Below are 15,176 nucleotides of genomic sequence, written 5' to 3'. Positions count from 1 at the left end.
GTGACCGCCACCGCAACCTCCAGCCCCGGATGCGCCGCAGCCGCGTGCAAGGTCTGGCGCATCAGCCCGAAGTCGGCACGGGTGCCGGAGAGATAGAGAATGCGGCGGGGCATGGGGGCGGGGGAGTGGAGGGCGAGGCAGCCACGGCAAGTGGCCAACGGGAAGATTTTTGCAGAGATTGCAGTGCAGCCACCAAGCGCGCGGCGGAAAGGGCGGAATCGTGCGAAATCCACCGTGCGATGAAAACGCGGCAGCGCCGGGCAAATGTGGCGCTAAAGACAGGTACCGCGCAGATAAGCACCACGCGCAATCCACCAAGTGGCGCGGGGTTGTGACCGCCGGTCAATGCGCACCGAAACCAAAGATCACGCGGGATATGATCGAACCCGTCGCGCAATGACCTACGCAAGATCCTTGCTCTCAACAAGCCTGCATGAACTTCGAGACATGTATCGCATGAAAGTAGACACCCCCCACTCCCAATGCGGCACCGGCGGCGCCGACAGCGTCAAGGCCAAGGCCGCCATCACCTGGGTGGGCGCCGCCGACGGCCGGGAAGCCGAAGTGCGCCTGTACGACCGCCTGTTCACCGACCCGCAACCCGAAGCGGGCGGCAAGAACTTCCTGGACGCCCTCAACCCCGACAGCCTGAAGGTCGTGACGGCGGTCGTGGAGCCGTCACTGGCCGCTGCGAAGCCGGACCAGAAATTCCAGTTTGAACGCCACGGCTACTTCGTGGCCGACCGGGCGGACCATGGCGTGGGCGGGAAGGCGGTGTTCAACCGGGTGACGGGGTTGAAGGATTCTTGGGGAAAATAATTTCCATCCAGCCTGATTAGGCCGGTCACTCATCTCCAGCCAAGACAACACGTGACCCGACCTGCCTCCATCGTCCAGATCATCGAAGTCATCGGCCCTGCCGCACAAGGCAAGTCGATGCCCTTGCTTTGCGGCGGTGCCGACGGGCATCGCTACTACGTCAAGGGCCAGCAGACCAATCGTGCCAGCCTGTGGCGGGAATGGATTTGTGGGCACCTCGCCGAAGCACTGGGTCTGCCGCTACCGCCCTTCGCGCTGGTTCAACTGGACCCGGCTCTCGTGAAGGAACTCCCGAAGCACCAGCAGGCCATCGGGTCTCTGCCGGCCTTCGGCTCGCGGGAGCAACCGCACACCGCCTGGCTGGAACTCGGCATGAGCCAACGGGTGCCAGCCGAACTGCAACGCGATGTGCTCGTGTTCGACTGGTGGATCCGCAACACCGATCGCCTGCGCGGCAACACGAACCTGCTGTGGGACGCCGAGCACGAACGGCTGGTGGTGATCGACCATAACCTGGCCTTGGACGACGACTTCAATGCAAACGAGTTCCAGGACCAGCATGTTTTTGCCCACCAGTGGTCGGCGCTGACCCAGGACCTGGTGTTGCAGGCGCAATACCTTCAGCGTCTCAGCCAGGTACTCCCGGCGGCTCGCAAGGCCTTGGAAAGTGCGCCGGAAGAGTGGCTGTGGGAAAATTCCGAGTTCGACATTCCAGCCCGTTTTGACCGCGCAGCGGCCCTTCAGGTGCTGGAACGATGTGCAACCCCTGACTTCTGGAGAACGGTATGAAATTCGTCGCGTGCCGATACGCCGTGGTTCAGTTCGCGCCCTACCGCGAAACGGGGGAGTTCGCCAACGCGGGCGTTGTGCTGATGTGTCCGGAGAGCGGCTACTTCGGCTTCAAGCTGCAAACCCGTCGCACCAAACGCATCACCGATTTCTTTGACAAACTGCCGCGCAGCTTTTACGTGCGCGCAGTCAAGGCGATGGAAGACGAGTTGCTGCGCGTGGCGGATGTGGTGGCGAAGGCACCGAGCACGGGTCGCGCGGCGTACTTGCGGCAAGTCTTCGATAGCCTCATTCACCCGCGCGAGGCTTTGGTTCGGTTCAGCACTCCACGAGCTGTGATGACAGCCGACCCGGTGGCAGAGCTGGCTCGGCTGTTTGAACACTGCGTGGAGCGTGCCTTTGCGACGCCGGAGTACGTGGAAAAGGCCATGGAAAAACGCATCAAGCACTTGCTCGATAGTCTGCAGTTGCCTGCCCCGTTCGCACCGCAGCGTGTGGGCGACGATGCCTTCTATGCGAACTTCCCGCTTGTGCAGCAGCAGGGCGACACATTGACCAAGATCATCAAGCCGTTCCGCCTGAACCAGGACGAGCTGGTGGACATCTACGAGCATGGCGATGCCTGGCTGAAGAAGATCGAACGGCTGAGAAACCGGAAGCTGCTGCCAGACGACGTTCTGTTCGCTGTCAAGGCGCCGCCGCTGGCTGATGCGAAGCGCCATACCGCTTTCGAAGAAATCTGCAGCGACCTGATCAAGCTGGACGTGCAAACGGTGGACGAAGACGCGGACCGCGAGATCACCGACTTCGCGCTAGGCTGAACAGCCTCGCCTGATCAGCCCGATTGGACCTGTGCGCCGAATCGCCCGCCTCCACTCGCCCCAATCACCAAGCGCTGCGTCGCCCGCGTCGCTCCCACATAGAACAGCCGCGCCTCCTCGCGTTCGTCTTCGCCCTCGGCGGGTATGCGCCCGGCACCCACCAGCGCCACCTCCGGAAATTCCAGCCCTTTGCTGACGTGCAGGGTCATCACCTTGATGCTGTCGTGCGCGGGGTCGAACACGCTGGACGAGTTCCGGCGCAGTTGGTGCGGCAGCTTGCGTTTGCGCAGGAAGTCTGCGCACAGGTCCATCTCGCTGTGGTGACGGCAGAGGATAGCCATGTCGGCCCAGGCGTGGCCTTCGCTCTGGTCACGCCCAAGTGCTTGACGGCTTATGTGGGCGAGGCAAGAAAATGTTTCTCATACTTGACAATATCGTGAAATTGAACAGAATGAGAAACATATGCCAGCCAAGCCACCCCTTTCGAGCACCCAAAGCGCTGCCCAGCTGCAGGCCTTGGGCGTGCAGCTTCGCGCGCGGCGCAAGGCGTTGCGGGTGAGCAGCACAGCGGCAGCGGAGGCCACTGGGATGTCGCGGGTGACGCTGCATCGCATCGAGAAGGGGGAGCCTTCTGTAGCGGCCGGCGCCTGGGCCAACGCCATGGCGGCGCTGGGCATGTCGCTGGTGGCGTTCAACGCCGAAGACGCTCACGCTACACGCCCCGAAGGCGTCAACGGGCCGGATCTTCCCAACTGGATACCCGTGCGGGTGCGTCTGGCGGACTATCCGCAACTCAAGGCATTGGCTTGGCAGGTGCACGGCACCGACGCACTTACGCCCATTGAGGCCCTGGGCATTTATGAGCGCAACGCGCGCCATCTGGATACGGCGGCCATGTCGCCCGCCGAGCAGGCGCTGTTGCAGGCCTTGCGCACGGGCCTGGGCCAGGGCTTGGGGGATGCGGCGGCAGTGAGTGCGTCCGATGTTTGAGCGCCCGCACCACCAGCGCATTGCGCATGTGCTGGCCGCGCTGGACGGCGATGCGTTGCGCCAGCATGGCTGCCTGTTTGGCGGGGGCACTTGCATCGCCTTGCGCTACGGCGAGTACCGCGAGTCGGTGGACATGGACTTTCTGGTGTCGGACGCTTTGGGTTACCGGGAGCTGCGCCAGTTGCTCACCGGGCCAACCGGGCTCAACGCGGTGGTGCGGCCCGGGGCGCAGCCATTGACCCTGCTGCGCGATGTGCGCGCTGATCAGTACGGCTTGCGCACGTGGTACAGATGGACGGTCAGGCGATCAAGTTTGAAATCGTCCGCGAGGCTCGTATCACCTTGGAAGCGCCCGGCCCGGAAGATGGGGTGTGCGGCATCGGCACGCTGACGCGGCTCGACCTGGCAACCTCCAAACTGCTGGCCAACTCAGACCGCCAGGCAGACGATGGCGTGTTCAGCCGCGATGTGATCGACCTTGCGATGATGGACCTGCGTCTACCTTTGTTGCGCGCGGCGCTGACCAAGGCCACACAAGCCTATGGACCTACCGTGGCGCGCGACCTGACCAAGGCGATTGACCGCCTGCAAGAGCGCCAGGGGTGGCTAGAGCGGTGCATGCAGATCATGGCCATGACGATGCCACGGGCGGTGCTCTGGCAAAAAGTTCGTGCCCTGCGAAGGGTGCTGGAGACCGGCTGAGGCGTGACCGGGTCAGGCCTTGCCTTTTGCCTTTTGCCTTTTGCCTATAGCCGCGCAGCGAACTTTCCTTTGCCGCTCGCCCCAATCACCAGCCGCTGCGTCGCCCGCGTAGCCCCCACATAGAACAACCGCGCTTCCTCGCGTTCGTCTTCGCCCTTGGCGGGCATGTGGCCCACGCCCACCATGGCAACCACCGGGAACTCCAGGCCTTTGCTCACGTGCAGGGTCATCACCTTGATGCTGTCTTGCGCGGGGTCGAACTCGCCTGAGCGTTTGCGCACCTGGTGTGGCAGCTTGCGTTTGCGCAGGAATTCGGCGCACAGGTCCATTTCGCTGTGGTGGCGGCAGAGGATGGCCATGTCGCCCCAGGCCCGGCCTTCGCGGTGGGCGGTGGCCAGCAGCTCGGCCATCTGGGCCACTTCTTCGCGCAGGGTGGGCAGGCGGATGATGAGCGGCGCCTCGCCGTCGCGCCCGCAGCTCACAGGTTTGAGCAGGGGCACGCCGTCGTCGTCCTTGTCTTCGGCGGTCAGCAGTTCGGCGGCAACGAGGCTTGCGGTCTGCAATATCTGCCGCGTGTTGCGGTAGTTGATCTTGAGGATGGTGGTGCGCCCCTGCGCCTGGATGCCCACGCGCTTGAAGCTGAAGTTCTTCTTCTGCTTGCGTTCGTAGATGCTCTGCGCGTCATCAAACAGCACGAGCAGGCTGTTGGTGGCGGGGTCGACCATCTGCACCACCAGGCGCAGCCATTCGGGCGCGAAGTCGTGGCATTCGTCGATGAGCACGGCCTGGTATTGCCCGCTGGGGATCTGGCTGCGGTCCACGCCGGTGATGACGCGCTGGACCATGTCGGCCATCTTGTCGGCCACGGACTGGTTGTTGTCGGGCAGGCTTTGTCCGTAGGCCACCAATTGCTGACGGCACCACTTGTGGAAGTGCACGGCATGCACGCGGTCGGCAATGCCTTTGGCGGCCATCACGCGGGCGAGCTGCCGGGCCAGCGGTTCGTTGTAGCAAAGGATGAGGATGGGTTTGCTGGTGGCGGTCTGCGCTTTCGCCAGATGTTCGGCGCGGTAGCCCAGCAGCATGGTCTTGCCCGAACCGGCCACGCCGTGGATGACGCGGTGGCCATCTCCCAGGCTGCGGGCCAGCTGCTCCTGCTGCAGGTCCATCACGCACATGATGCTGGGCAGTTCGGCGGCTTCGTCGCTGTCGTCAAACAGCTGGTCCTGCACCTGCACCCGCACCTCGGGGAACATGATCCAGCGCACCCGGTCCATCTGCGGCAGCGACATGACGCCGCCCATCATGAAGGGGAACATGTCCCACAGGCGGCTTTGCAGTTCTTCCGGGTCCACCGACTCAAGCATCTCGTCCTGACAGACCACGCGGTGCGGCTCGATGGCGTGGGCGAGTTCGGCCTTGTCGAACTGTGCGCGGGTGATGTTGGGCAGCACCACGCCGTAGCTCCACGGAAAGGCCAGCTTGCCCTTGTGTCGGCCTTCATGTTGAACAAGCTGCGGGTCGCGCTCCAGCGCGTTGACCACCTGGTGCGCATACTGCCGGGCCTGCTCCAGCGGGTTGGGAATGGTCTTGGGGCCGAGCTCGCCGTGGATGTCCCAGGTCTGTTTGTTGGCCTGAATCAGGGTGGAGAGCCGGAAGTCCTTGACCTCCAGAATCAGGATGCCCCGGCGCGGGTGCATGACCACAAAGTCCGGGTGCTGGTGCCGGGGGCCAACGGCCACGTCGTACCAGAGCAGGTAGTCGTCGTCGAGTTTCTGTTCAAGCCGCTCGGCGGTGCGGCGCTCGCCGGACGTCATGCGCGAAACGCAGGAGCCCAGCGCGGGAATCAGGGTGGCCATGTTGTCTCTTGTGTGTTTTCTTGTCTGGGGTGAATGATGCCGCAATTTCTGGGGAAGGCCGAATACTCAGCGGGCAGGGCGGGTATGGTTGTTTGGAGTATCGGCCGCTACGCTCAATTTTTGCATTGACGTACGTCTTTGCGTACATTTATGATCCGCCAACCGGAGTTCAACATGACCACCTTAACTGCGAGTGAAGCACGCGCCAACCTGTATCGCCTTATGGATCAGACGGCACAGTCGCATCAGCCCATTGTTATTTCTGGCAAACGCAGCAATGCAGTTCTGATCTCAGAGGAAGACTGGTCGGCGATTCAGGAGACTTTGTTCCTGCTGTCAGCGCCCGGCATGCGAGAGTCGATCAAGGCCGGTATGGCGGAGCCCATCGAAACATGCTCACAGGATCTTGACTGGTGAGTTGGAACGTCGTCTTCACCAAGCAAGCGCAAAAGGACGCCAGAAATCTGGCTGCCGCTGGACTCAAGGAAAAAGCTCAGGCCTTGCTGGAGGTGATTGCAGCAGATCCCTTTCAAACACCTCCGCCTGACGAAAAGCTTGTCGGAGATCTTGCTGGGGCCTATTCCAGGCGTATCAATATCCAGCACCGGCTCGTGTACCAAGTGCTCCAGCCAGAACATGCTGTGAAAGTGCTGCGCATGTGGACGCACTGCGCGTAGCCGCCACGGCGTGCATAGACGCTAACCCATTTTTTTGAGATCGCTCCACTGCAACACGGCGCCCGCCGGGGTGTCGGCGCGCAGGCGCTGGCCGATGACGGCATCAAACTCGGCGGCGGGAATACCGCTGGCGGGGCGCCGCAGTTGCAGGTGATCGCGCTGCAGCGCGGCGCCAGCGGGCAGGGCGGTGGCCAGCACCACGCTGCGGCGGGCCACGGCGCGCACGTCGATCTCGTCGGGCCGCGGCGCTTTGACGCCGTCGCCCAGCATGGCTTCGATGCGGCGGATGTCCTGCGCCAGCGCCGCGAACTCGTCGGGTTCGCTAGAGGCGCGGTGGTCTGGGCCGGGCAGCTTGCGGTCGAGGGTGATGTGCTTTTCGATCACGCAGGCCCCCAAGGCTACGGCGGCAAGCGCGGCGGCGTTGCCGAGGCTGTGGTCGGAATAACCGGTGGGCAGTCCGGTCTCAGTGCGCAGGGTGGCGATGGCGCGCAGGTTGAGCGCGTCATCCGGCGCGGGATAGGCGGAGGTGCATTGCAGCAGGGTGAGCGCAGAGGCCCCCACGCTCGTGCTTTGCCCTCGCTGCCCCCCGAGAGGGCTGACCCCGCCTTGGGGCGGCCCGGCGGCGGGGTCAGGCGTGTCTTCGCAGGGGGGTGAACCATATAGCGCCCACGCCGTCTGCACCCAGCCGACGGCTTGCTTGACTTCGGCCAGGGTGGCCATGCCGGTGGAAAGAATGAGCGGCAGTCCGGTGGCGGCGGCTTTGGCCAGCAGGGGGCGGTTGACGATTTCGCCGGACGAAATTTTCAGCCGCCGCACGCCCAGGCTGACCAGCAGATCCACCGCGTCTTCCGAAAACGGGGTGGACATGAACTCGATGCCGACCCGTGCGCAATGCGCGGCCACGATCTGGTGCTGCTCGGCGCTGAGTTCGAGCTTGCGCAGCATGGTGAATTGATCGGTCTCGCCGGTGGCGCCCTGCTGGTAGGCGGCGGTGGCGGTGCCGGGCAGGGCGAGGTCTTCGGCGCGGAAGGTCTGGAACTTGACCGCGTCGGCCCCGGCGGCGTGGGCGGCGTCGACGAGTTGGAGCGCGAGGTCGAGTTGACCGTTGTGGTTGACGCCGGCTTCGGCAATGAGAAAGACGCGGTCGATGGGCATGATGGGATTCGTATTAAGCGGGAGGGTGCTGCCGATTGTGGAGCCATTCGGCCAGGGCGAAGTCGTCGGCGGTGTCGATGTCCACCGAGCGTTGCGGGGGCATGGCGTAGGCCGCCACGGGCACGCTCCACAGGCCGTGCTGCGCGGCGTGGGCCAGGGCTTCACGTCGCCAGACGTAGATCGAGCCATTGAGCGCCCAGACTTTGGGCGCTTGTTGCCGCGCACCCAATCCGCCGCCCTTGCTGATGCTGACGCGGCCGTCGGGCTGCGCTTCGACGAGGTTGAAATAGGGGTTGAAGCCGCTGTCGAACACGCTGAGCACCAGCCCCGGCGCGTCGGGGGCGTCGGCGCGGGCGAGGCAGCCGTCGAGGTCTTCGGGGGTGCGCAGCGGCGAGGTGGGCTGCAGATCGACGATGCGGGTGACGATGTTGCGCTGCGCTTCGAGATAGGCCACGAGGTGCTCGATGACCGGAAGCTTGGGCGTGTCGTCGCGCGCCAGTTCCGTCGGCCGCAGGTAGGGCACGACGGCGCCCGCCTCGCGGGCGATGTGTGCGATGGCTTTGTCGTCGGTGGAGACGTAGACGGCGCCGATGGCGGGGTGCTGCAGCGCGATGCGGATGCTGTGCACGATGAGGGGCAGGCCCGCGAAGGGCCGGATGTTCTTGCCCGGCAGGCCTTTGCTGCCGCCTCGGGCGCAGATCGTGGCGATGGTGGTCATGGGTTCAGACGTGTGGAGATGGCGTGGGGCGGGGGGCGGCGAGCAAGTCCAGCGCCTGCTGGGCCACACGGTCTGCGGCGGTGTTGGATGCCCCGGCGGCGGTGTCGGCGTTGGCCGCGATGTGATCGGGCTCGGGCTGCGCGAGCAGCGCTGCCAGCGTCTGCGGCAGATCGGTCAAGTGACACGCGGCATCGGCCACGCCCAGTGCGAGATAAGGCATGGCGGGCGCGGCGATGGAATCGAGCAGTTGCAGCACGCGCCGGCCCGCCAGATGGGCTTCGAGGGCGACGGTGGAGGTGCCGGTGATGACAACGTCCACCGCGTGCAGCAGCGGGTGCAGTGGCTCGCTCGGCAGGGACAGGCGCAGTTGCGGGTCGTGGCGCAGAGTCGGGGTGGGCTGCGAGGGATGCGGCCTCACGATCAGGGTCCAGTCGGGCTGCGGGCGCACGCTGTCGATACAGGCCTGCAGCACGCGTTCAGGCAGAAGCGGGTCGCCCTGGCGGCCGGGCGAGGCCGGGTGCGTGGCGGGCTCGGGCTGCAGCGCGAGCAGGATGAGGGTTCGCTGCGGCGCGCCCAACTCGGCGCGCAATGCAAGCCCGGCCGCGCGGGTTTGCGGGGCATTGAGGGCGTCGAAGGCCGGGTTGCCGGTGATGGCGATGCGCCCTGGCGGCCATCCGGCCCGGATGAGGTTGTCGCGTACGGCTTCGGACAACACGCAGACCCGGCTGGGATAGCGCTTGCGGGCGGCGAAGGCATCTCCGACAAAAGCCGACGGGCCGCCCCGAGGCTTTTGCTCCCCCTCGGGGGGCGAAGTCCGCTCGCGGGCTTCCGGGGGCGGTGCACCTAGGGCGAACAGATCGAGCATGGCCAAGCTAGGAATGCCCGCCTCGGTGGCGGCGTCGACCGCGGCATATTCGCTGCGCGGCGAGTTGGTCGCCAGCACCAGATCAGGCCGCAGGTGAGCGACGATGCGGCGGAAGAAGTGCAGCGGGTGGAAGCCTTGCCGACCTTTGGCCGCGAGCAGCGCATCGGCTGCGGCAACGCCAAGCTGCTGCTGCAGATCCCAGGCGTTGATGCCGAGGTAGGCCACGGTTTCGGCCTCGGGAATGTCGGGATGGGTGTTGCCCGGCTGCAGCGCGCGGCCCAGTGCGAGGGACTGAGCCTGTTCTTCGGGCGACAGCAGGTGCAGCAGGTCGGCATAACCCAGCGGCGTTTCGCCAGCGTCGCGCGCCACGCGGGCCGCGGTGGTGAGGGCCAGCAGGGTGATGTCGAGATTGGGCTGCCGTGAGCGCAGCGCCCGCAGCACCGGCAACATCATGGCGATGTGACCGCCGCCGTAGGCGACGGCGAGAATGCGTTGTGCCCGGCTCATGCGGGAAGCTCGGGCTCGAATTGCTGCGCCCATAGCTCCAGCGCGGCCAGGGCGCGCAGTTCGCGGGTGTGATTCGCCGCGCCCGAGACATGGTCGTCGAACAGCTTGCGTACCGTGTCGGCTTCGAACAGCCGCGCGCCGAGCGCGTTCGGGGCGAACAGCAGCGCGGCCAGCCAGGCCTTGCGCGGCCCGCGGAACCACTCGCCGATGGGGACGGTGAACATCTGCTTCTTGCGGTGTGCGAGGTCGGCGCCGATGAGCGGCTCGACCGCGCGTTTGAACCAGTGCTTCTTGTCGCCGTCCTTCAGCTTGGTGTCGCCGGGCGCGCGGAAGGCGAACTCCATCATGCGCCAGTCGAGGAAAGGCGTGCGGGCCTCCAGTGACACCGACATGCCCATGCGGTCGGGCTTGACGAGGTTGTTGCCGGGCAGCAGCAACATCATGTCCAGAAACAGCATCTGGTTGATGCGGTCGAAGTGCGCGGCCTGCTCGAACCAGGGTGCGGCCACGTCGCGCACGCTGTTCACATCGGTCAGCTTGGCGAGCAGCCAGGGCTGGAACAGCGCGGCACGGGCCTGCTCGCCGAACAGGCCGGTGTGCTCCACGTAGTGCCGCGCGAAGTCGGCCGCGGGCAGGTCGCGCAGCGCGGGGTCGGCCATGAAGCTGGCGTATTTGTCGTAGCCGGCGAACAGCTCGTCGCCGCCATCGCCGGTGAGCACGACTTTCACGTCTTGAACGGCGAGTTGGCTGACGCTGCGCGTGGGCATGAACGAGGCGTCGCCGTGCGGCTGGTCGCAGTGCCACAGCGCGCGGGCCCAGTCGTCGAGCATGTCGGGCTGCACGATGCGCTCGCGGTGCGTGGCGCCGAAGCGCTGCGCGGCCTCGCGGGCGTAGGGCGATTCGTCGAAGCGCGGGTCGGGAAAGCCGATGCAGAAGGTGCGGGCAGGCTCGCGCACGTGTCGCGCCATGAGCGCCACGACGGTGCTGGAATCGACCCCGCCCGAGAGAAAGGCGCCGAAGGGCACGTCGGCACGCAGCCGCAGCTTCACTGCGTCGTCGAGCAGATCGAGGAATTCTTCCTGCCATGCGGTGAAGGTCTGCGGAGCAGGCGCCTGCTCCGCCAGGCTCCACCAGCGGCGCGTGTGGCTGCCGCTGCCATCGACGGTGAGCACCGTGCCCGGCATGACGTGGCGCACGCCCGCGAACAGCGTGAACGGTGGTGGCACGTAGTTGTAGGCGAGGTAGTGCTGCAGCGCGGGCAGATCGAGCGTGGGCCGCCCAGGCAGCGCGGCGAGCACGGCCTTGATCTCGGAACCGAACAGCACCTGCCGGCCGTCGTCGTGCACGAACAGCGGCTTGACGCCGATGCGGTCGCGCACGAGATGAAGCCGGGGATTTTCGGGATCGCGCCCGTCCCAGATGGCGATGGCGAACATGCCGTTGAGCCGGGGCAGGAAGCCCAGCCCTTCGCGTTCATACAGTCGCAGCAAGACCTCGGTATCGCTGTGATCGGAGTGGAAGCGCACGCCCTGGCGCTGCGCTTCGGCGCGCAGTTCCACGTGGTTGAAAATCTCGCCGTTCTGCACCAGGGCGATTCGCCCGTCGTCGCTGACGAAGGGTTGGTGTCCACCGGCGAGGTCGATGATGGAGAGCCGCCGGTTGCCGATGGCCGCGCCCGGTGCGGTGAAGGCACCGCTGTCATCCGGGCCGCGGTGGACGAGGCTGGCGTCCATCGCCGCGAGGGTTTGCTCGCTCAGCTCGCCGCCGGTCCGGTCGAAAAATCCATAGATTCCACACATGGCGGGATTGTCGCGCTTTGAGGGTGCAAGTCAGTTGGCGTTGCGCCGGAACAGTTGCACCACGGTGAGACCGATGATGCGCAGATCCACCAGCAGGCCGTGGTGCTGTGCGTAGTCGAGATCGGCCTGCAACCGTTGCTGCGGCGTGGCGCTTGAGCGGTAGAGGGCCTGGGCCAGCCCGGTGATGCCGGGGCGCACGCGGTGGCGCAGGGCCCATTGTTCTTCGGTGTAGTTGCTGCGCTGCGCGGGCACGTCGGGCCGCGGGCCGACCAGGCTCATGTCGCCGCGCAGCACATTGAGCAGTTGCGGCAGTTCGTCCACGCTGCTGCGCCGCAGGAAGCGGCCGACGCGGGTGATGCGGGGATCGTTTTGCGCGGTGCTGAACGAGCCGATTCGGGGTGCGTCCACCACCATGCTGCGGAATTTGAAGAGCCGGAAGGGCTGCGTGCCACGGCCCACGCGCATCTGTGCGAACAGCACGGGGCGGCCGGAGTCCAGCCACACGGCCAGCGCCGCAGCGAGCATCACCGGCGAGAACAGCAACAGCGCCAGCAGCGCCAGCACGATGTCGAACAGACGTTTGGCCACGGAGGTTCAGCGCGGCGTCAAGCCTGGCCCAAGACTCCGGGCGACGCGGGTGATGAGATCGACAGCGAGCAGACGGTCGTTCTCGATCTCGGCGGGCTCGCGCTGTGCCAGCACTTGCACGGCATGGCGCAGGCGCTCGATTTCTTCTGCGTAGATGGCATGCCAGTCGGAGTCGGGGGCTTCGATGCGCTCGCGGTTGAAGGTGCGCGACAGAATCACGCTGCGCGAGCCCAGCCGTAGATGCTCACCCAGCACCACGCGCCCGGGAAGCAGGCCTTCGTCCAGCCGGGCGATGCCGCCGAAGCCGAAGCGTTTGCCCTGCTGCTTTGCCACGGCCGCGACGCGATCGACCACGCCGTCGGCCAGCGGCTGGAACATGAAGCGCAGGCCCAGCTCGCGGTGTAGGTCGTTGAGGCCGACGTAGATTTCGTCCAGCCCGTCCAGACCCGCCCAATGCGGCAGGCTTTGCAGCGCGTCGCGGGTTTCGAGCAGGGCGATGGTCTGGGCACGGCCGGCCACCAGACCGACGAATTGCGCTACTGCGTCGGCACTGCGGAACATCGGCAGCATGAGGTGGCTGGCGCCGCTGGCGATGGCCTGATCGATCTCGTTGACGCTGGCCTCATGCAGGGGATTGATGCGCACGATCAGCGCCGCTTTCGGCACGGCCTGACGCACGATGGCCACGTCCTGCGGCACATGGTCGGAGATGAAGGTGCCCAAGCCGCCCTGGCGCTCTTGCTTGCCGTGTTGCTCCAGGTCGACCATGATCCGCGTCACGCCGCAGCCCACGGCGAAAGCGGCAAAGTCGGGGTCGTTGGTGATTTGGATGAAATCCATCTTGAGCAAGGTTCAGGCAGCGCGGCGCAGCCGACGGGAAGTGTAGCGATCGCGCACCAGCCGCCCCAGCGGATCGAAGCGCAGCAGCGCCCACACGCCGACGGCGAACAGCACCGAGGCCAAGGCCAGATCCAGCGCCCAGGGCAGCGGCATCAATCGCAGCGCAGCGCCTGCCGCCGCCAGCACCAGCAGCGCAGCCAGCAATACACCCGCGTTGCGCCACTGCGCATCGGCCTGATGCCGCGCCAGCCGCCACCACAGCACCGCGGTGGCCGTCCCCCAGGCCGCACCATACGCCGCCAAGCCGCGCCAAGACGTGACCGGCAGCAGGGCGCCAGCGACGGCCAGAGCGACGAGCCCTGCGCCGTAACCCAGCACCTGATCGGCGATACGGCGGTGGCTGTTGAGTCGCGTGGCCAGCACCAGTTGCGCGGCCTGCAGCGGCAACAACAGCAAGATCCAGCGCATGGCTTCGGTGACCTGCTGCTGGCCCTCGGCGGTCATGCGCCCCCAGCCGAACAGCAGGCGAATAACGCCCGGTGCCGCCACCATGCCCGCCAGCGCGATGAGGGCGGAGAGCCACAGCATCGCCCGCAGCCACTGGCGCGTCTCCAACTGCGCGCGGACAGAATCGCCCTGGCTTTCCGCAGCGCTCAGACGCGCCAGCGCCAGCGCCGAAGCGACCGCGAAAACGGTATGCAGCGGCAACTCGCCCACCCGCTGCGCATACTGAAACACCCCGAGTTGTCCCGGCCCCGCATCCGACATCAGGGCGCGCGCCGCCAGGGTGTAGAGCACCGTCAGCCCGGAGGCCGCGAGTGCCAGACCGAGCGCGTGCAGGCTGGCGGCGTCCGGCCAGGCACGGCCCGGTGCGGCAGCAGGCAGCGCGGCGCGACTGGCCCTGCGCATCAGCAGCAGTCGCGCCAGCGCCGCGATCACCACCCCGCCGGCCACCCAGGCGAACCGGCCCGTTTGCGCCGCAACGATCAGTCCGCCGATCAGTCCGAGGTTGAACACCACCTGCCCCGTGTACTGCCACTGCAACCGCCCCTGAGCCTGCAGCATGGCGTTACCCACCATCGCCACCGCCCCGGCAGGCAGGGCGACCAGGGCAGACCAACCCAGCGTTTGCGCCGCCAGCGCCGCCTCCGGTGCATTCAGCCCGGGGGCGAGCAGATGCACGATCGGAAGCCGCCCCCACCACACGGCCATGCCCGCCAGGATGAACAGCAGGGCGGCCAGCCGCGACCAGCGCGCGCCCTCTGCAGCGATATGGGCCGCGTCGCGCCCGGCCATGCGCGGCACCATCACCGCAGGAATGGCCGCCCCCCACAGCAGACTGACCGCGAGATCGGGAAAGGACAGCACCACCAGCGCCGCATCGGCGTGGCCGGTCAGGCCAAATTGCGTGGCCACCACCACGTCACGCACCAGCCCCAGCAGGCGGCTGGCCGCCAGAAGCAGCAGGCTGAGCGAAAAAATGCGCAACATCGACATGGACGGGCATTGTGCCTGCGACAGCCTCCTAGGCCGATGGGAAACACAATGGGGCTTTACGCGCTCATCAAAGTATGTCTATAATCTCGGCTCTTTAGCGCCCGTAGCTCAGTTGGATTAGAGTACTTGGCTACGAACCAAGGGGTCGTGGGTTCGAATCCTGCCGGGCGCACCAGTTAAAAGCCGAACGCCTGAACCAGTCTTGGTTCAGGCGTTTTGTTTTTGCGTCGCTCGGTCAGCGAAGGAGATGCGGCATGGAGATTGAGCATCACTGGTAAAAAGTGAGCAGGGTGAACAGTCCACAATAAGGGCTGTATGACCTGCTCCTATTCTCTCTGCCCATGACCGACGATATCCGCCCCGGCTTGTTCATTCTGCAGGGCAATCGCCTGGAATTGCTGCGCGATGCCCTGCTGGAGTGGCTGGCGCAGCAGCCGCTGGCGCCGCTGGAGGAAGAGGTCATTCTGGTGCAGAGCAATGGCGCTGCGGAGTGGCTGAAGATGGCGCTGGCCGCGCAGGGCGGCATTTGCGCTGCTACGCGAGTTGAACT

At 65.9% G+C, this 15,176-nt stretch carries 17 protein-coding genes, 1 tRNA gene and 1 pseudogene; 10 read left to right on the top strand and 9 right to left on the bottom strand.

Going from position 1 to position 15,176, the window contains the following annotated elements; genetic code table 11:
* Nucleotides 1-486 precede the first annotated feature (486 nt).
* The 3 genes and pseudogenes from AC2VLV_RS09385 to AC2VLV_RS09375 form a co-directional block, all read left to right on the top strand.
* Nucleotides 487-819: pseudogene (locus AC2VLV_RS09385) on the top strand (glutamine--tRNA ligase); the annotation flags it as partial.
* Between the two features lie 51 nt (nucleotides 820-870).
* On the top strand, nucleotides 871-1,608 hold the full coding sequence (locus AC2VLV_RS09380; protein WP_486989736.1) for a HipA family kinase: 738 nt from the start codon (nucleotides 871-873) through the stop codon (nucleotides 1,606-1,608).
* A complete protein-coding gene (locus AC2VLV_RS09375) occupies nucleotides 1,605-2,429 on the top strand; it encodes a DUF3037 domain-containing protein (protein WP_486989735.1) in 825 nt (274 codons plus the stop codon). Before AC2VLV_RS09380 ends, AC2VLV_RS09375 begins: the two co-directional genes overlap by 4 nt.
* 14 nt (nucleotides 2,430-2,443) lie before the next feature.
* Here the strand turns inward: AC2VLV_RS09375 and AC2VLV_RS09370 are convergent, their stop codons facing one another.
* Entirely contained in the window at nucleotides 2,444-2,770 is a 327-nt protein-coding gene (locus AC2VLV_RS09370; protein ID WP_486989734.1) for a 3'-5' exonuclease, read from the bottom strand.
* Between the two features lie 121 nt (nucleotides 2,771-2,891).
* Between AC2VLV_RS09370 and AC2VLV_RS09365 the strand changes: the two genes are divergently transcribed.
* Genes AC2VLV_RS09365 through AC2VLV_RS09355 form a run of 3 tightly spaced genes read left to right on the top strand, consistent with a single transcriptional unit; the run spans nucleotide 2,892 to nucleotide 4,121 of the window.
* Complete coding sequence (locus tag AC2VLV_RS09365; RefSeq protein ID WP_486989733.1) at nucleotides 2,892-3,419, top strand: helix-turn-helix domain-containing protein; 528 nt, start codon at nucleotides 2,892-2,894, stop codon at nucleotides 3,417-3,419.
* Entirely contained in the window at nucleotides 3,412-3,810 is a 399-nt protein-coding gene (locus AC2VLV_RS09360) for a nucleotidyl transferase AbiEii/AbiGii toxin family protein (protein WP_486989732.1), read from the top strand. The genes AC2VLV_RS09365 and AC2VLV_RS09360 overlap by 8 nt, the downstream gene beginning before the upstream one ends.
* On the top strand, nucleotides 3,711-4,121 hold the full coding sequence (locus tag AC2VLV_RS09355) for a nucleotidyl transferase AbiEii/AbiGii toxin family protein (protein WP_486989731.1): 411 nt from the start codon (nucleotides 3,711-3,713) through the stop codon (nucleotides 4,119-4,121). Before AC2VLV_RS09360 ends, AC2VLV_RS09355 begins: the two co-directional genes overlap by 100 nt.
* 44 nt (nucleotides 4,122-4,165) lie before the next feature.
* On the opposite strand, the gene AC2VLV_RS09350 is transcribed toward AC2VLV_RS09355, so the two are convergent.
* Nucleotides 4,166-5,980 (bottom strand): 3'-5' exonuclease, encoded by a 1,815-nt coding sequence (locus AC2VLV_RS09350; protein ID WP_486989730.1) that lies wholly within the window; start codon nucleotides 5,978-5,980, stop codon nucleotides 4,166-4,168.
* 174 nt (nucleotides 5,981-6,154) lie between these two features.
* On the opposite strand from AC2VLV_RS09350, the gene AC2VLV_RS09345 reads away from it, so the two are divergent.
* A complete protein-coding gene (locus tag AC2VLV_RS09345; protein WP_276710126.1) occupies nucleotides 6,155-6,397 on the top strand; it encodes a type II toxin-antitoxin system Phd/YefM family antitoxin in 243 nt (80 codons plus the stop codon).
* Complete coding sequence (locus AC2VLV_RS09340) at nucleotides 6,394-6,657, top strand: Txe/YoeB family addiction module toxin (protein WP_486989729.1); 264 nt, start codon at nucleotides 6,394-6,396, stop codon at nucleotides 6,655-6,657. Before AC2VLV_RS09345 ends, AC2VLV_RS09340 begins: the two co-directional genes overlap by 4 nt.
* A gap of 21 nt (nucleotides 6,658-6,678) precedes the next feature.
* Here AC2VLV_RS09340 and neuB read toward each other — a convergent pair whose 3' ends face one another.
* From neuB to AC2VLV_RS09305, 7 genes are read right to left on the bottom strand one after another with little or no spacing between them, the layout of a single operon-like run.
* Complete coding sequence (gene neuB / locus AC2VLV_RS09335; protein WP_486989728.1) at nucleotides 6,679-7,812, bottom strand: N-acetylneuraminate synthase; 1,134 nt, start codon at nucleotides 7,810-7,812, stop codon at nucleotides 6,679-6,681.
* Between the two features lie 13 nt (nucleotides 7,813-7,825).
* Entirely contained in the window at nucleotides 7,826-8,530 is a 705-nt protein-coding gene (locus AC2VLV_RS09330; RefSeq protein WP_486989727.1) for an acylneuraminate cytidylyltransferase family protein, read from the bottom strand.
* A 4-nt stretch (nucleotides 8,531-8,534) separates the two neighbouring features.
* Nucleotides 8,535-9,902 carry a UDP-glycosyltransferase gene (locus tag AC2VLV_RS09325; RefSeq protein ID WP_486989726.1) on the bottom strand — a complete coding sequence of 456 codons (1,368 nt, stop codon included), beginning with the start codon at nucleotides 9,900-9,902 and terminating at the stop codon, nucleotides 8,535-8,537.
* Nucleotides 9,899-11,701, bottom strand: a complete 1,803-nt coding sequence (gene asnB, locus AC2VLV_RS09320; RefSeq protein ID WP_486989725.1) for an asparagine synthase (glutamine-hydrolyzing) — start codon at nucleotides 11,699-11,701, stop codon at nucleotides 9,899-9,901. The genes AC2VLV_RS09325 and asnB overlap by 4 nt, the downstream gene beginning before the upstream one ends.
* A 30-nt stretch (nucleotides 11,702-11,731) precedes the next feature.
* Complete coding sequence (locus tag AC2VLV_RS09315; protein ID WP_486989724.1) at nucleotides 11,732-12,289, bottom strand: sugar transferase; 558 nt, start codon at nucleotides 12,287-12,289, stop codon at nucleotides 11,732-11,734.
* A 6-nt stretch (nucleotides 12,290-12,295) separates the two neighbouring features.
* Nucleotides 12,296-13,129, bottom strand: a complete 834-nt coding sequence (locus tag AC2VLV_RS09310; protein ID WP_486989723.1) for an aldolase/citrate lyase family protein — start codon at nucleotides 13,127-13,129, stop codon at nucleotides 12,296-12,298.
* A gap of 12 nt (nucleotides 13,130-13,141) precedes the next feature.
* Nucleotides 13,142-14,626 carry a lipid II flippase MurJ gene (locus AC2VLV_RS09305; RefSeq protein ID WP_486989722.1) on the bottom strand — a complete coding sequence of 495 codons (1,485 nt, stop codon included), beginning with the start codon at nucleotides 14,624-14,626 and terminating at the stop codon, nucleotides 13,142-13,144.
* A 97-nt stretch (nucleotides 14,627-14,723) separates the two neighbouring features.
* Here AC2VLV_RS09305 and AC2VLV_RS09300 point away from each other — a divergent pair.
* Both AC2VLV_RS09300 and AC2VLV_RS09295 read left to right on the top strand, forming a co-directional pair.
* Nucleotides 14,724-14,801 (top strand) — tRNA-Arg (locus AC2VLV_RS09300).
* A gap of 166 nt (nucleotides 14,802-14,967) precedes the next feature.
* Nucleotides 14,968-15,176, top strand: a 209-nt coding sequence (locus tag AC2VLV_RS09295; RefSeq protein WP_486989721.1) for an exodeoxyribonuclease V subunit gamma, incomplete at its 3' end; no start/stop codon positions are given.

The sequence above is a fragment of the Thiomonas sp. TH-17 genome, assembly GCF_057473305.1.
This window is presented reverse-complemented; position numbering and strand designations above follow the sequence as displayed.

Excerpts from the sequence above, each read along its gene's own strand:
- AC2VLV_RS09375 (WP_486989735.1), top strand. The coding sequence starts at position 1,605 with ATGAAATTCGTCGCGTGCCGATACGCCGTGGTTCAGTTCGCGCCCTAC.
- AC2VLV_RS09370 (WP_486989734.1), bottom strand. The coding sequence starts at position 2,770 with ATGGCTATCCTCTGCCGTCACCACAGCGAGATGGACCTGTGCGCAGAC.
- AC2VLV_RS09365 (WP_486989733.1), top strand. The coding sequence starts at position 2,892 with ATGCCAGCCAAGCCACCCCTTTCGAGCACCCAAAGCGCTGCCCAGCTG.
- AC2VLV_RS09360 (WP_486989732.1), top strand. The coding sequence starts at position 3,412 with ATGTTTGAGCGCCCGCACCACCAGCGCATTGCGCATGTGCTGGCCGCG.
- AC2VLV_RS09355 (WP_486989731.1), top strand. The coding sequence starts at position 3,711 with ATGGACGGTCAGGCGATCAAGTTTGAAATCGTCCGCGAGGCTCGTATC.
- AC2VLV_RS09350 (WP_486989730.1), bottom strand. The coding sequence starts at position 5,980 with ATGGCCACCCTGATTCCCGCGCTGGGCTCCTGCGTTTCGCGCATGACG.
- AC2VLV_RS09345 (WP_276710126.1), top strand. The coding sequence starts at position 6,155 with ATGACCACCTTAACTGCGAGTGAAGCACGCGCCAACCTGTATCGCCTT.
- neuB (WP_486989728.1), bottom strand. The coding sequence starts at position 7,812 with ATGCCCATCGACCGCGTCTTTCTCATTGCCGAAGCCGGCGTCAACCAC.
- AC2VLV_RS09330 (WP_486989727.1), bottom strand. The coding sequence starts at position 8,530 with ATGACCACCATCGCCACGATCTGCGCCCGAGGCGGCAGCAAAGGCCTG.
- AC2VLV_RS09325 (WP_486989726.1), bottom strand. The coding sequence starts at position 9,902 with ATGAGCCGGGCACAACGCATTCTCGCCGTCGCCTACGGCGGCGGTCAC.
- asnB (WP_486989725.1), bottom strand. The coding sequence starts at position 11,701 with ATGTGTGGAATCTATGGATTTTTCGACCGGACCGGCGGCGAGCTGAGC.
- AC2VLV_RS09310 (WP_486989723.1), bottom strand. The coding sequence starts at position 13,129 with ATGGATTTCATCCAAATCACCAACGACCCCGACTTTGCCGCTTTCGCC.
- AC2VLV_RS09305 (WP_486989722.1), bottom strand. The coding sequence starts at position 14,626 with ATGTCGATGTTGCGCATTTTTTCGCTCAGCCTGCTGCTTCTGGCGGCC.